This is a genomic window from Lacinutrix sp. YIN62 (assembly GCF_057219185.1).
The window spans coordinates 157,586-173,240 of record NZ_JBXVVH010000004.1 but is presented as its reverse complement, the minus strand read 5'-3'; the positions used below and the strand labels follow the sequence as shown (position 1 = coordinate 173,240).

Sequence of the window (15,655 nt, the reverse complement as noted above, 5' to 3'; positions counted from 1 at the left end):
TTAGCCCTTTTTCTATCTATCCATTCTTACAATCTTAGGAGTGAATTTCCCAACGACTTCTACCAATTCTAATTGGTTTCGCATGACTTTTTCAATATTTTTATAGGCCATTGGCGCTTCGTCAATACCGCCTCCAATTAAAGAGACTTTGTGCTTTTGTAATTCTTTTTTAACGGCACTTTGCGTTAATGTCATTTTACATTGTCGTCTGGATAATAATCTGCCCGCACCGTGAGATGCCGATTGTAAACTATCTTTATTACCTAATCCTCGTACTATAAATCCTGGCGCTGTCATAGAGCCTGGAATAACACCTAACTCTCCTTTTTTAGCTGGTGTTGCTCCTTTTCTGTGCACTATGCATTCTTCGCCATTCACATCTTGTTTCCAAGCAAAATTGTGATGATTAGCTATTTTAGCTATTGGTCTTTCTCCCAATAGTTTTGCAATTCGTTTATGAATATTATCATGGCAAGCTTGCGCATAATCTCCTGCTAAATTCATAGCCAACCAATATTCTTGTCCGTCATGCGTGTTTAAATCCAACCAAGCCAAATGCTGTACATGCTTTGGTAACGGACATTGTTTTGTTGCCAAATACGTATAGTGTTTTGCTATGTTGGCTCCCAACCCACGGGATCCACTATGCGACAGAACACCTAGGTATTCTCCTATTGGTAAATCCCATTCGTTATTTACATCTAGAATACTTACTTCTCCAAATTCCACGAAATGATTTCCTCCTCCTGAGGTTCCTAATTGCTTATATGCTTTATCTTTCAAGCGTTTTACTAATGGAATTGTTTTAAATTCTTCTCGTTCAAAAACGGGATCATCGTGTTTTACTTTATGTGTTTCGTACATTCCAAACTTGGTGTGTTCCGACAAAATATTTTCCAATTGATGCTTTTTCCCTTTTAAATAAGATGCTTTAACTGGATAAATGCTTAAACACATTCTGCACCCAATATCTACTCCTACACCATAAGGAATGACGGCATTTCTTGTTGCCAATACACCTCCAATTGGCAAGCCATAACCTACATGAGCATCTGGCATTAAAGCGCCCGATACGGCGATTGGCAATTTTAAGGCATCGTATAATTGGTATTTTGCTTGATCAGCTATCTCATTTTCTCCATAAATTTGAAACGGCGCGCGATGCGTACTTAACACTTGCTTTTTTACGACTACGGGATCTAGCAAGCTTTCGGCTATTTTGCCCCAAACGCCATCCCCTTTATAATGTTCTGGGTTTAATAATACTTTTTTTGCTTCTGTTAATATTTGTTCTTTTTTAACTCGTTTTTGATAGCGGTTAATCTGACCCAAAGCCACATTGATGCTATTGTTTTTCGGAAAGCCTAATTTGATTAAGTCTTTTCCGCTTAATTTTTTTCCCATGATATGGTATCGTTAATGATATCTTCAAGAGCGCATTTTTTTTAGCCTCTTTAGATGTCTTTTTGTTTTTAACTTTTCTGGTTTCTTTGTGATTGGACTCTAATATTTTTCCCAACCAGAATAAGCTTGAGTCACATTGTAATATCCTTTTTTTAATAAACTCCTACTCTATTAAATTGCTTTCACTTTGCAGTAATGGATCTATGCGTTATATATGCTCTTGAAAACGTAATTTTATAAGCTCGTTTTTATATTATGCTTTTCCTAGTAATATTAAAACGGACCACATAAGCATTGTACACCTTCACTTAACTTATTGTATTGTTTTTTGCTTAGCCTTGGAATGTCTCTATAAATAAGATGTTGAGACGTTTGATGCTAGCACTTAAAAGCTGCTTTTTCTTTGGTTCTTGCCCAAACGAACTTTTCAAACGTATCGTAAACTTCTAAAATCAGATTCTTATTCTTAAAGATTTCTATACGATGTGTTGTTGTGATTTATTTAAACCAACCGTGTCGTATGGGTTTTTCTAATTTTATAAATCCCAGCTTACGCTGTAATTCCCTAATCTTTCTAATAAGCGTCAGACTTTCTTTTGCCTTTGTTCTTTTATGTTTACAGGTTTCATTAGACCTTTTCTCATTGTTTTTGTCTTTTTTTAATGATTCCAGTAATTACTCCCAATTAGGAATCGGTGTTTAGATTGTATGTATGTGTTTCATTTTTAATTTTGTTTTGTGAAATACATTTTGAACGTGTCGACTACGAACAAAGTGCAATTCTGGTTCTATTGTTGTTACTGTTTTGAATGTTTATTAGCTGGCTTGCTAATGCTTGGAAACAAAAAATCCGAAACAGGTTTTTATTTGCTTCGGATTTTTCATTTATTTATGAAAAGTGGTATTAACTATACGCTCGAAGCACAACAAAAGGTAGAATCCCTTTTGGTCTATTTTGTTTTGATATGAATAAATACATACGCTTCGTTTTAGTTAATATTATTTTGTTGCTTTATTGCATTGCAAATATTTAGATTTATTTTTTAATTATCAAAATTTATTTTTAAATCTCTAAAAAAAACATACCGATAATACGAAGTATTATATTTTTTTGAAAAAAGCAAGACATTTATTCAACAATGTGCGTTTTTCATTCTCAACGATTGCAAAACTCTCTTTTTCTTCTGTCTTTACTACTTCTTTTTTTAATGATAAAATATTTATTTTATCTTCAATACTTTTACAGCTTTCCAGTAATTTTAGTGTTTCTTCGGCTAATTGTTTCGATTCTTCATCAATAGCTTCATAACTACTTTTTGAAAAACTTTTATCGTAATACCCTTCAAAAGAATGATACAAATTATAAAAATCCCACAAAATTTTGAAATCATCATCAAAATCAAAATTTTCAATTATTCTTAAAATGTTATCTTTAATTTCTTCTGAATTATTTGCTCTAACTATATTTTTACATCCTACTTGAATTTTAATGATTAACTTATCATCCTCATTAAAAATTTCAGAGGCTATTTCTTTAAGTTTTATAACAATGTCACTCTCTCTATAATTAAGATTAACTACACTGAATATTAAAGAATTGGATTTTAATTTTTTCTTTAAAAATTCTGAAGAATACAGCCAATTTTCAAATTCTGAAACTGATATGTTTTCAACTAAAACATTGAATATTTTAAGCTTAAGTGCTTCCATTTTTTAATTCTTTTAAACAAAGGTTTTAGATTAATACGCAATCTTTTTGCGCAATCATTACTTTTAAATATTTTTAGAGAATAAATTATTTAAAATGGCTGTAAATAAAAACGCATTAATCAGATATAAAACCATAGATAAATGTTTACAAAACAAGTATCGAGAATGGACGTTGGATAACCTTATCGAAGCCTGCTCTAATGCCCTTTACGAATACGAAGGCAAAGACATAGATATAAGCAAACGTACGATTCAATTGGACATACAAATGATGCGTAGCGACAAATTAGGCTACAATGCACCAATCGTTGTTTACAATAGAAAATACTACAAATACGACCAGAAGGACTACAGCATTACCAACAGCCCTATTTCCAGTCAAGACCTAACAAAACTATCGGAAGCCGTTTCCTTTTTGAAACAATTTCAAGGTTTTTCGCATTTTAAGAAATTAGGAAGTATGGTTCAAAAACTGGAAGACCATGTTTACACCCAAAAGACGCAAGAAAAACCATTAATCGATTTTGAAAAAAACGAAAACTTAAAAGGCTTGGAATTTTTAGACATACTCTATCAATTCATATTAAAGAAACAAGCGATCGAGCTTACCTACAAATCTTTTAAAGCTAGAGCAGAAAGCACATTTACCTTTCACCCTCATTTATTAAAAGAATATAGAAACAGATGGTTCGTCATCGGAAAGAAAAGAAAGAACGAGGGCATTTTAAATTTGGCTTTAGATCGCATTATCAGTATTAAAAAAAGTAAAAACCCTTTTGTTTTTGATGCCTCTTTCGACTCCGAAATTTTCTACAAAAAAGCCATTGGTGTATCCATTAGCCCCACATTGAAAACAGAACATGTTATCCTTTACATTACACATAAGCACGCTCCATATGTTATAACAAAACCTTTTCACCATTCCCAAAAAGTTATTGAAAAGGATAATTATGGCATCACCATTTCTTTGGATGTCCAGTTGAATTTCGAATTAGAAAAAGAGATTCTAGGTTTAGGGGAAGCCATTAAGGTCATTGGCCCCGAGCGTCTGAAACGGAACATAAAAGAGCGATTGTATGATGCTGTGGACGCTTATGAAACCGAAATAAGCGACAATGGGCTACAAACCATCTCAAAACGATTAAAACTTAAAGGCTTTACCATTTTAAACCAGTTATACAGCAAACGAGACATTCGAAAACTAAAAAGCAAATTAGACACTTATATAAAACTAAACGACGAGCAGTCCTTTGGAATGCGAGAGGTGTTGCTAAAATTACCAGAATTAAAAGCCATTCTTTTCAACAAGAGTTTTAAAAAAATAATCCGTTCCATTGACAAAGATGCTTTTTTAACAAAGGCCATCTATTTTGACAAGTCCCCAAAGGATAATTGGTATGTAACTTGGCATCAAGACATCCCCATAAATGTCGCCACAAAAATAGATACCGAAGACTTTAATGCCTGGACCAATAAAAATGGAGTCATTAGCGTACGGCCTCCAGAAAATATTTCTAAAGACACTTTTTCAATGCGTATTCATTTGGATGACACCAACTATTTAAACGGCGCTTTAAAAGTGATTGCGGGTACCCATAAAAAGCGATTAAATAATGAGGAAATTAAATTAATCTCCGAAAACTCCATTCCTTTTACATGTGAAGTGAGTTCTGGTGGCGTACAATTATTAAAACCTTTGTTATTACATGCCTCTTCCAAAGCCATCCAACAGAAAAGAAGGCGCGTTTTACATTTGGAATTTTCTTCAATTGAATTACCTAATGGATTAACATATGCCGAAAAGGAAATAATATAAGATCCTTAGGGCTCATTTTTTTTTAAATCAACAATATTAAATTTAAAACAAAGCTTTATTAGGTCAACTATTTTTCAAAAAAAACAATCAAAAAAAAACGTACTAGGCTAATTTGTTTATCTAGATTTTAAAAATACTTTTTCTCCCTTTTCTATTTTTGAATGGTGTTCAAAAAAAATTTTATTTCCTTCTACAACACCTTCAATTAAATAATAATGCCCCTTAAAATAGGATTGACTGACCTCTATTTTTAAATTCGAAACATTAACGACTTGCAACTGATTTGCATAAACAATTTCACCATTAATAGTATTAAATTCATCAAAAAACGAGGCTATCAATGGCGTTTTAGGCTCTTTATATAATTGCTGAGGTGTATCATTAGCTATTATTTTGTGTTGATCTAAGACAATTAATTTATCGGCATATCCTAATACATCTTCTTTGTCATGTGTAGCAACAATACATGTTATATTTTTCGATTTTAAGTAGCTAAAAACACGCCGTCTTAACGATTGTTTTTTAAAATTATCTATATGACTAAAGGGCTCGTCCAATAGTATAATTTCTGGTTGTTTTGCAATGGCTCTTGCTAAAGCTACACGTTGCTTTTGCCCACCGCTTAAAAACTTTACTTTAGTTTTCGCGAACAGAGTTAACTCTACAACTTCTAGCAATTCTTTAACACGCTTCTTTTTTTCTTCAGGAAAAAAATTAGACATGAATTTTCCTATGTTTTCTTCTACCGAGATAAAAGGCATCAAATCGAATTCTTGTGTGACGCATTTCATAAAATCGTAGCCTACTACCAAATTGTATTTAGGACCCAAGACCGGTTCGTCTTTCCAAAATATACTGCCTTGATCTAAATCGTATTCCCCATACAACACATTTAAAAGGCTGCTTTTTCCAGAACCACTTTCTCCAATGACGGCAAGATATTCCCCTGCTTCAACCACAAAGGAAAGGTTATTTAAAATGTTTACTTTATCGTAACTGAATATTATATTTTTTACTTGAAGCATTTGATGATTTAAATTACAAAAATAACATAAAAAAAAGCCACTTAAAATCAAGTGGCTTCAATCATTTATATGAGTATAGAATTAATCTTTAAATTCTTCTTTCATTTTACTTGGTAAAACATCGAACCCCATATTATAAAGTGTAAACCCATAAATATCTGCATATTGCTCAATGGTCTTACTCACTGGAGTTCCTGCTCCATGACCAGCATCTGTTTCTATTCGAATCAATATTGGGTTATTCCCGATTTGTTTTTCTTGCAATTCGGCAGCAAACTTAAAACTGTGAGCCGGCACCACACGATCATCATGATCCCCTGTTGTTACCATAGTTGCAGGGTACTCAACTCCTGTTTTTACATTATGTACAGGCGAATAGCCTTTTAAATAATCGAACATTTCTTTATTGTCATTTGCTGTACCGTAATCATATGCCCAACCAGCTCCTGCAGTAAAGGTATGATAACGTAACATATCTAAAACACCAACAGCAGGCAAAGCGACCTTCATTAAATCTGGGCGTTGTGTCATCGTTGCTCCAACCAATAAACCTCCATTTGATCCGCCACGGATTGCTAAATACGCTGAAGAGGTATATTGCTTATCTATTAAATATTCTGCTGCCGCAATGAAATCATCGAAAACATTTTGCTTTTTAAGTTGTGTTCCTGCGTCATGCCATTTTTTACCGTACTCTCCACCACCACGAAGGTTAGGAACAGCGTAAACACCTCCTTGTTCCATCCAAACCGCATTAGCAATACTAAATGAGGGTGTTAAACTAATATTAAACCCACCATAACCATAGAGTATCGTTGGGTTTTTACCATTTAACTTTAACCCTTTTTTATAGGTAATAATCATTGGGATTTTAGTCCCGTCTTTAGAATTATAAAAGATCTGCTTACTCTCGTAATTTTCTGAATTAAAATCGATGTTTGGCTTACGGAACAACGCCGAAGTCCCCTCTTTTATATTATATTTATAGATACTTCCTGGTGTTACATAGTTTGTAAATGAATAATACAACTCTTTACTATTTTTTTTAGCTCCAAAACCACTAGCACTTCCAATGCCTGGTAATTTCACATCGCGAACCATTTCCCCTTTATAATCATATTGCAATACCTTAGAAACAGCATCTACCATATATTCTGCAAAAAAATAACCTCCTGCTGTTGAAGGACTTAATACGTTTTCTGTTTCAGGAATAAAATCTACCCAATGTTCTGGTGTAGGATTTGCAGCATCAACAGTCACAATTTTTTTATTAGGAGCATTCAAATTAGTTACTAGATATAATTTACTTCCTTCATTTTCGATAACATAAGTATCACTAGCTGTATTCCCTACAATCTCAACCAATTTAGAATTCTTATTGGCAAGATCTTTAATGTATAACTTATTCCCTGAAGTAGATACTCGTGGCGATATTAAAAGATACTTATCATCCTCTGTTACCGTACCATATATGTACCTATGCTTTTCTGAAGGTATCCCCCCATAAATTAACTCATCCTCTTTTTGTGGCGTCCCTAATTTATGATAATAGACTTTATGCTGGTCTGTTTTAGCCGATAATTCACTTCCTTTAGGCTTATCATAACTTGAGTAGTAAAACCCTTCATTCTTGTACCAAGACATCCCACTAAATTTAATATCAATCAAAGTATCTTCAACAATTTCTTTGGTTTCCACATTCATAACAAGGATTTTCCTCCAATCACTTCCTCCTTCAGAAATAGCGTAAGCTAATGTTTTTCCATCTTTTGAAAAACTAGTGCCTCCAAGAGAAATAGTACCGTCTTCTTTAAATGCATTAGGGTCCAAAAACACTGTTGCTGTTGTCGGGTCGTCCCCTGTTTTGTAACGATAGATTACATACTGGTTTTGAAGGCCATCGTTTTTATAAAAATAAGTATAATCGCCTTCCTCAAAAGGCGCTCCTACTTTTTCATAGTTCCACAATGTAGATAAGCGTTCTTTAAGCTCATTACGATATGGAATATGCTCCAAATACCCAAAAGTCGCTTCATTCTGCTTACTAACCCAGTCTTCCGTTTCCTTACTCCTATCATCTTCCAGCCACCTATAAGGATCTTTCACATCGGTTCCAAAATAATTAGTAACCGTATCTACTTTTTTTGTTTCTGGATAAGTAACGGCTATTTCTTTTCTCTGTTTTTGTTTTTCCTCTTCTTTACAAGACATAATTATTGAAAGGGTTAACAAGCAAATTGCTACTTTTTTCATTGTATTGTTTCTTTTAGTTGCCATAAAAATAAAATAAAAAAGCACTTATATTTAATTATATAAGCGCTTTTTTTAAGTCTATAATAAATCTATTGCTTAATAAATTTCTGCACGGTAATCCCTTTATCACTAGAAACTCTAAGCATATAATTTCCTGTATGCAATTGACTAACATCAATACTCCCTTTAATCAATCCTTTATTTACCATTCTACCCATCATATCAAAAATCATAAATTCAGCACTAGTATTCTGATACGTTTTATTAAGATTTAAACTGTGCCTTGTTGGGTTTGGATATAGTATTAAATCGTCTACGACAAAAGCCTCTAAACCCAAGGGGTGTTCTCCTTCTACTATGGCTATAGATGCGTTAAGATTAGGATTTAGAATTTGATCTACGATTCCCGATGGCCAATACACTGTAATCGTTATTATTTGATCCTCTGTTCCAATTCCGAAATGCGTATTCAAAGTGTTCATATATGCAAACCCTTCACCACTTCTTACATCTCTAATCTGTGTCCCTGAAGCTGTTTCTAAAACAATACGAGCCCCTATTCCATTTATATTACTAGTTGTACCAATAGGGTTAATTGTAATCCAGTTATTGTTATTCGCATCATTCATATATATATTACCAGCCCCAAAACCATCAATAAACCCATCGTTATTTAAATCTCCAAAAGCTTTAATAGGCATTATATCTTGAAAGACATTAAATGTCATATCTCCATTTCCAAATAAAATACTTCCATTTGAAGCCACATCTAAATTTCCATCATTATCAAAATCATAGGTTACATTCTCTATGCCTGTCGCAGTAAACGTTGAGATACCCGCTTCCATAGTAACTTCTGTAAAAACACCTAAATCACTTATATCATTACGCATTAATTTATGACTTCCAGTACTGGCACCAACAAAAACATCCATATCACCATCATTATCATAGTCTCCCCAAGCGGAAGACCAAGTTTGCATAGGATCTGACAGGTTAATACTTTCAGCAACCTCTGTATAATTACCGTTACCATCGTTTCTATGCATTTGATTTTTCCGTCTATTTTCTTCTCCTCCACATTTAGCAATAAACATATCCATATCGCCATCATTATCATAATCCACCCAAAGAGAACCATAATTCCCCCCTGAGCTGTATATTCCTAAACCGTTGGGCACACCATCAACATTTTGCCCTTGATAAAAAGTTAAATTTCCAGAACCATCATTAATATAGTAAACATTTTCGGCAACATCATGACATACGAATGCATCCAAATCGCCGTCATTATTAATATCTATAAAATTGGATCGCTGAGAAAATACATAATCACTTCCTGAAGATTCTTCAAAAGCAGATCCATCAGCATTGGCTTTCATAAAGGTAACACCGCTACCACCTCCATACAACAAATCGGTATAACCGTTTCTATCGTAATCTGCAGCACACAAACTCCAATTAGGAGTAAAATCTGCCAAAGGCGTTGTTATATTTACCGTATTAAATCCACCACCTATTTGCTGATGTAGAATATTTACATTGGTCCCGCCTATAGAAACAATATCATCTAGAAAATCCCCATTCATATCTACTACCGCCATTTCTTCCCCTGTTGTTGTTACACCTTGTATAGTAAATGTAATCGGTGCTGTTTCAACAACAACTGGATCCGATTCTGAAATTTCAAAAACAAAACCAGCATCACTCCATTTATCGTCAAAAGCAATTATATACGTTTCGCCTTGCGCTACATTAAATGTATCTTTTGATAAGAGTCCAGTCCCCGAGTCGTCATCTCCTGCATGACACACTAAACTTGCACAATCCCCTGTATACACCTGAAACCTTGTGTCTCCACCGCTATTAGTAGTTAAATCTGTAGAAACCGTTAAAGAATAGTCTTGACTAGCTATATATTTATACCATTTTCCATTGGTAGCTCCTATACCATTTCCTGAACAGATTGGCATTGGCACTTCCGTACCGTTTATACCAGTAACAGTATACTGGCCTGCTGTTACCAATAAAGCAGCATTGCAAGTAAAAGTGTCTTGAGAGAATAAAAAAGTAAAGCTAAAAAAAGCTGTTGTTAGTAAAATTATTTTTTTCATAGTTAATGAGTATTAATCACAAGTTATAGTTAAGCTATTTATCCATTCTTCGACCATTTCTATTGCTTCTTCATGTATAAGAGTACGTCCCAATATTGGCATTCGATACTGCTCATCGGTATTATTCATTCTATAATACAAAACAGATCTATCAATATTTCCCGATCTCACAATATGTGTCATCCCAGGAATTCCGGTATCCGGCTCAACGCAAACACCTAAATCCACCTCATCTTCACTTTCGCTAAAAGCAAATCGGACAGGCCTATAATCACAATGTCCATCTACAGAATGACAATGCGCACAATTGACATCTACATAGGATCTCATTCTTAAATCTATTGGCATAGATTCATCTTTCCAATCAATTACAGTATTAATATTTGTTGGTAAATCATCTTCCAAATACCCAAAATCTACAAGTTTCTGTAATTGATTTAAAGCGCCATCTGGATAAGGGTAATTTTTATTTAAATTTTGAGGTTTAACCGCTATAGGCGTAGCATATTCTGCATTTTTATGACATATAAAACACTCACTCTCTGAAGGAATTCTATAATTAGTACTTTTAACAACTCCATTCTCAATCCATTCTATATTTGTATTTCCTCCTGTTAAATCTAAAACCGCAGCAGACTGCTCATCGTTCCATATATAATTTGCAAACACCCATCCTTCATTTTTTTTTATCATAATTCGGGTTTCGATAATCTTTGTCTCATTAGACGGTTGCACATTATCGTAATAAAAATTTTTGATAAGCAGACTTCCTATTGGGAAGTTTAAAACAGTATTATCCTGATTGTAAGTTGCTTTTACAGCTTCTGGCATCCATAAAAAACGTTTTTTATGTGCATAATCTGTAAACAATGCATTAATTGGTTCATAGGGAAGGACGCCATAAACAGGATTTAACGCCTTTAAATCACCTTCGAAAAGATTGTAATCTGAAAGATTAGCATAAGGGACCTCTTCAATATTAAATACCACAGGAGATGTTGGCGCTGGCTCGTAGATAAAACCTGAATCATCAATTGAATCATCATCAGACCCACATGAAGCATATGTTAATAAATTAAAGGTAAGAACAAATAAAAGTATTTTTTTTGCCATAAATTCATTTTTTAACTTAATAAGCGGTGAATTTATGACAAAAAAATCACATTTATAACACTTTAGATATTAAATATTCAGCAATTTGAACGGTATTTGTAGCTGCTCCTTTACGCAAGTTATCGCTTACAATCCAAAGATTTAGAGTATTTGGTTGCGACTCATCCCTACGAATACGCCCCACAAATACTTCATCTTTACCATTAGCATATATTGGCATTGGATAAGTATTCACATCGACATTATCTTGAACAACAACGCCGTTTGTTTCGTTTAAAATACGACGCACATCATTAAGATTAAAATCATTTTCAAACTCTACATTTACAGCTTCACTATGCCCTCCAGAAGTAGGTATACGAACCGCCGTTGCGGTAATCGATATTGTTGTATCATTAAGTATTTTTTGAGTTTCCTTTACCAACTTCATCTCTTCTTTGGTATAACCATTCGCTTCAAACACATCGCAATGCGGAATTGCATTCTTATGTATTGGGTAATGATAAGCCATTTCTCCTTTTACCCCTGCTAATTCATTTTCTAATTGCCGCATTGCTTTTATTCCTGTACCAGAAATCGATTGGTAAGTCGAAACTACAATACGTTTTATTTTATACTGCTCGTGCAAAGGCGCTAAGACCATTACCATTTGTATTGTAGAGCAGTTAGGGTTAGCTATAATTTTATCTTCTTTAGATAATTTATTAGCATTAATTTCTGGAACAATTAATTTTTTACTATTATCCATTCGCCAAGCTGAAGAATTATCAATTACTGTAGTACCGACCGCAGCAAATCTTGGCGCCCATTCCAAAGAGGTTTCACCTCCAGCTGAAAATAACGCAATCTCTGGACACATTGCAACAGCATCTTCAATACTAACCACAGTATACTCCTTATTCTTAAACGTTATTTTTTTTCCCACCGAACGTTTTGATGCTACTGGGATAAATTCTGTTATCGGAAAATTACGTTCTTCCAGAACGTTACGCATCACTTCGCCAACCATACCCGTGACACCTATAACTGCTACTTTCATTTTTTATTTTTTTTATTAACCACAACTCACACAAAATTATACCATTTCAATCTATTTAAATTGAAAAAAAAATATTTTATGAAAATTTATATCAAAAAAAATAACGCTACAACGCACAGAATTGCTATTCCATTAAAAAAAAGCAGTTGCCTTCAATCGCATTTTTTTAACAAAGTCCATTCTAACCAGCCTGGAACCTTATTTTAAATCTAGTATTAATTTATTTGCAGAATGTTCGCTTTACACGTTGCGATATCGCCGTTAATAATTCGTAAGAAATTGATTGTATCCCTAACGCTAAATCGTTTGCAGTATGCTCTGCCCCAAAAACAATAACCTCATCTCCTTCTTCACAAACAATATCTGTAACATCCACCATTATCATATCCATACACACATTACCAAGAATATTAGCCTTCTGTTTGTTTATGGTAACAAAACCCTTAGCATTGCCTAATTGCCTACTTATACCATCGGCATGTCCTATAGGTAGTGTTGCTGTTTTTGTTGTTTTAGTTGCAATAAATGCACGGTTATAACCTAAACTTTCCCCAGGTTTTAGTGTATGAATCTGAGAAACTATTGTTTTAAGTGTTGCTATTGGTTTTAAAGACGTATTAACTTTTGGATCATTTCCAAAACCATACATCCCGATACCGCTTCTTACCATATCAAAATGAGCTTCAGGATAATTTAGAAGACCTGAAGTATTGCATTGGTGTAGCATTGGCTTATAATCTAACCCCTCTATTATTTTCTTTGATACATTTTTAAATCTCTCAATTTGACCTTTTGTAAAATCCTTTTCATTCTCATCTTCACTAGCTGCTAAATGAGAGAAAAGCGATACTACTTTAATCGAGCTGTTTTCTTTTAGCATAGCAAGCATCGTAGTAACTTCTTCTGCTACAAACCCTAATCTATTTAATCCTGTATCAAATTTAATATGTACCGGATAGTCTTTCAACCCCTTTCGTTTGGACACCTCTATAAAAGCCTTCAAAACACGATGAGAATATAAACTAGGTTCAAGAGAATGCTCTATTAAGCTATCAAAATTAAGAACTTGCGGATGCAATACTAATATAGGTATTATAATCCCTGCCTCCCTAAGCGCAATACCTTCTTTAACGTAAGCTACCGCAAAATAATCAACCCCTAATTTTTGCAAAGACTTAGCAACTTCAATAGCATCACTACCATAAGCAAATGCTTTTACAACAGCCAAACACTTCGTATTTTCTTTAAGTTTAGATTTAATAAACTCAAAATTATGCTTAAGTGCTTTTAAATCTATTTCCAAAGTTGTTTCTTGTACTCTAGGCATCAGATTTTTTTTGTTTTGATGTTACTTCCTCAGCATCATTCACCTTCATCGTTTTTATCTTTTCACGTATTGTAGCCTTATAATATGCTGCACGACTCAATGGCTCATATTCCTCTGTTTCTCCTAACATAACAATATCTTCGCTTTTTGTCTTTCTATGACTGAATTGCGCCAGATTCCCTGTTCGCGTACATACAGCGTGTACTTTTGTAACATATTCTGCTGTAGCCATTAAATTAGGCATCGGCCCAAAAGGATTTCCTTTAAAATCCATATCCAAGCCAGCAACGATAACCCGAATGCCTTTGTTTGCCAAATCATTACAAACTCGCACAATTTCATCATCAAAAAATTGAGCTTCATCTATTCCTACAACATCGCAACCATCTGCTAATATTGGAATATTCGCAGCCGCAGGAACAGGTGTAGAACGAATTTCGTTAGCGTCATGTGAAACCACCATTTCCTCATCATAACGCACATCAATGGTTGGTTTAAATATCTCCACTTTTTGCTTTGCAAACTGAGCACGTTTAAGCCTACGAATGAGTTCTTCTGTTTTACCAGAGAACATTGATCCGCAAATAACTTCAATCCAACCAAATTGTTCTTTTTGATTTACTGTATTTTCAAGAAACATTTTGTAATTTTAGCACTATAATGAAATCCCTTTTATTCTTTATAAAGGTGGGTCAAATTTATTAAAAATCAAAAGCCTAAATTGCATTAAACTTAAAAATTTTAATTTATGAAGAAGAAGTTAGAATCAGAATTAATAAGCATTGCTCATAAGATTCTAAAATTAAGAGGGAAAGAAGATGTAAATAAAATGCACGCCGAAGTTACCGCTTTGTATGAAAAATTAACTGTTTTAAAGTTTGCTCAAGAGAATTTTGAAGAGAATCTTCCCACCATTGGAAATGACTCTTCTTTTTTTGGAATGCTAGACACTGCCTTTAATAATAAGATAAGTGACAACATAGAGGTTGAGAATAAAGTGTACGTTAATTTAGACGACAATGACGCCGAAGAACTCACAGAGCCTTTAATGGAAAAAATAAAAGACATTGTGGCTCAAATGCCTGAAGAAACACAAAAAATAGACGATCTATTTGAGGCTGTAACCCCCAATACAAAACCTCCAAAAAACAATCTGGAAGATATTACTTCAGATTTTAAAGACATTCCTGTTTTTGAAAAAGCTTCAGACATAAAAATTGAAGACGATAAAAAATCACTTAACGACAAACTAAAATCGGGGCTATCTATTGGTTTAAACGATAAATTAGCCTTTATAAAACACTTGTTTGAAGGTAAAAGTGAAGACTATGATCGCGTTTTATCCCAATTAAATACTTTTAAGTCTTATAAAGAAGCTTCTCGCTTAATTAAAGATATTGTAAAACCAGATTATAATAACTGGAAAGGCAAAGAAGATTATGAAACACGTTTTATGGAAATATTAGAAGCTAAATTTAATTAAGGATGAGAATTCAAAAACTAACGTATTGGATTACTACTATTGTAATATGCGTTATAATGCTGTATTCTGCAAATATGTATTTTTCAAATACAGAAATGGTAAAAGGCTTTTTTAAGACCTTAAATTACCCAACATACATTGTAATCCCCTTAGCCATATTAAAAATACTTGCTGTTATTATGATATTATGGCGTAAAAGCAATTGGCTTACCGAATGGGCCTATGCAGGCATATTCTTTGATGTTATTCTAGCAACGGCTGCTCATTATTTTGCTGGACATGGTCTTGGCTTATCAGCCATAGCAATTCCCATCATTTTAATATCCTATTTTTTTGGCAAACTAGTAAGATCAGCATCTTAATTAGTTGAA

General features: G+C 33.7%; 12 protein-coding genes. 3 read left to right on the top strand and 9 right to left on the bottom strand.

From position 1 onward, the window contains the following. Window positions 1-12 precede the first annotated feature (12 nt). Together AC2D8I_RS04250 and AC2D8I_RS04245 are read right to left on the bottom strand one after the other, a co-directional pair. Entirely contained in the window at window positions 13-1,404 is a 1,392-nt protein-coding gene (locus tag AC2D8I_RS04250; protein ID WP_484704747.1) for an RtcB family protein, read from the bottom strand. Between the two features lie 1,101 nt (window positions 1,405-2,505). Beyond that, complete coding sequence (locus tag AC2D8I_RS04245; protein WP_484704746.1) at window positions 2,506-3,114, bottom strand: hypothetical protein; 609 nt, start codon at window positions 3,112-3,114, stop codon at window positions 2,506-2,508. A 94-nt stretch (window positions 3,115-3,208) separates the two neighbouring features. Between AC2D8I_RS04245 and AC2D8I_RS04240 the strand changes: the two genes are divergently transcribed. Continuing rightward, window positions 3,209-4,930, top strand: a complete 1,722-nt coding sequence (locus tag AC2D8I_RS04240; protein ID WP_484704745.1) for a WYL domain-containing protein — start codon at window positions 3,209-3,211, stop codon at window positions 4,928-4,930. Between the two features lie 116 nt (window positions 4,931-5,046). Here AC2D8I_RS04240 and AC2D8I_RS04235 read toward each other — a convergent pair whose 3' ends face one another. The 7 genes from AC2D8I_RS04235 to AC2D8I_RS04205 form a co-directional block, all read right to left on the bottom strand. Further along, window positions 5,047-5,955: an ABC transporter ATP-binding protein gene (locus AC2D8I_RS04235; protein ID WP_484704744.1), complete on the bottom strand. Its 909-nt coding sequence runs from the start codon at window positions 5,953-5,955 to the stop codon at window positions 5,047-5,049. An 81-nt stretch (window positions 5,956-6,036) separates the two neighbouring features. Then, window positions 6,037-8,208: a prolyl oligopeptidase family serine peptidase gene (locus AC2D8I_RS04230; protein ID WP_484704743.1), complete on the bottom strand. Its 2,172-nt coding sequence runs from the start codon at window positions 8,206-8,208 to the stop codon at window positions 6,037-6,039. Window positions 8,209-8,297: 89 nt separating this feature from the next. Next, window positions 8,298-10,322 carry an FG-GAP-like repeat-containing protein gene (locus tag AC2D8I_RS04225; protein WP_484704742.1) on the bottom strand — a complete coding sequence of 675 codons (2,025 nt, stop codon included), beginning with the start codon at window positions 10,320-10,322 and terminating at the stop codon, window positions 8,298-8,300. A gap of 12 nt (window positions 10,323-10,334) precedes the next feature. Then, window positions 10,335-11,435: a hypothetical protein gene (locus AC2D8I_RS04220; protein WP_484704741.1), complete on the bottom strand. Its 1,101-nt coding sequence runs from the start codon at window positions 11,433-11,435 to the stop codon at window positions 10,335-10,337. A gap of 52 nt (window positions 11,436-11,487) precedes the next feature. Continuing rightward, complete coding sequence (locus AC2D8I_RS04215; protein ID WP_484704740.1) at window positions 11,488-12,474, bottom strand: aspartate-semialdehyde dehydrogenase; 987 nt, start codon at window positions 12,472-12,474, stop codon at window positions 11,488-11,490. Between the two features lie 220 nt (window positions 12,475-12,694). Beyond that, window positions 12,695-13,801, bottom strand: coding sequence for an alanine racemase (alr, locus tag AC2D8I_RS04210; protein WP_484704739.1), 1,107 nt, complete (start codon window positions 13,799-13,801; stop codon window positions 12,695-12,697). After that, window positions 13,794-14,441, bottom strand: a complete 648-nt coding sequence (locus AC2D8I_RS04205; protein ID WP_484704738.1) for a thymidine kinase — start codon at window positions 14,439-14,441, stop codon at window positions 13,794-13,796. Before AC2D8I_RS04205 ends, alr begins: the two co-directional genes overlap by 8 nt. 108 nt (window positions 14,442-14,549) lie before the next feature. Between AC2D8I_RS04205 and AC2D8I_RS04200 the strand changes: the two genes are divergently transcribed. Both AC2D8I_RS04200 and AC2D8I_RS04195 read left to right on the top strand, forming a co-directional pair. After that, entirely contained in the window at window positions 14,550-15,284 is a 735-nt protein-coding gene (locus AC2D8I_RS04200; RefSeq protein WP_484704737.1) for a hypothetical protein, read from the top strand. 2 nt (window positions 15,285-15,286) lie between these two features. Continuing rightward, entirely contained in the window at window positions 15,287-15,646 is a 360-nt protein-coding gene (locus AC2D8I_RS04195; protein WP_484704736.1) for a DoxX family protein, read from the top strand. The last annotated feature ends 9 nt before the right edge of the window (window positions 15,647-15,655 follow it).

Coding starts and splice junctions, on each gene's coding strand:
- AC2D8I_RS04205 (WP_484704738.1), bottom strand. CDS start 14,441: ATGTTTCTTGAAAATACAGTAAATCAAAAAGAACAATTTGGTTGGATT.
- AC2D8I_RS04245 (WP_484704746.1), bottom strand. CDS start 3,114: ATGGAAGCACTTAAGCTTAAAATATTCAATGTTTTAGTTGAAAACATA.
- AC2D8I_RS04225 (WP_484704742.1), bottom strand. CDS start 10,322: ATGAAAAAAATAATTTTACTAACAACAGCTTTTTTTAGCTTTACTTTT.
- AC2D8I_RS04220 (WP_484704741.1), bottom strand. CDS start 11,435: ATGGCAAAAAAAATACTTTTATTTGTTCTTACCTTTAATTTATTAACA.
- alr (WP_484704739.1), bottom strand. CDS start 13,801: ATGCCTAGAGTACAAGAAACAACTTTGGAAATAGATTTAAAAGCACTT.
- AC2D8I_RS04250 (WP_484704747.1), bottom strand. CDS start 1,404: ATGGGAAAAAAATTAAGCGGAAAAGACTTAATCAAATTAGGCTTTCCG.
- AC2D8I_RS04230 (WP_484704743.1), bottom strand. CDS start 8,208: ATGAAAAAAGTAGCAATTTGCTTGTTAACCCTTTCAATAATTATGTCT.
- AC2D8I_RS04240 (WP_484704745.1), top strand. CDS start 3,209: ATGGCTGTAAATAAAAACGCATTAATCAGATATAAAACCATAGATAAA.
- AC2D8I_RS04235 (WP_484704744.1), bottom strand. CDS start 5,955: ATGCTTCAAGTAAAAAATATAATATTCAGTTACGATAAAGTAAACATT.
- AC2D8I_RS04195 (WP_484704736.1), top strand. CDS start 15,287: ATGAGAATTCAAAAACTAACGTATTGGATTACTACTATTGTAATATGC.
- AC2D8I_RS04215 (WP_484704740.1), bottom strand. CDS start 12,474: ATGAAAGTAGCAGTTATAGGTGTCACGGGTATGGTTGGCGAAGTGATG.
- AC2D8I_RS04200 (WP_484704737.1), top strand. CDS start 14,550: ATGAAGAAGAAGTTAGAATCAGAATTAATAAGCATTGCTCATAAGATT.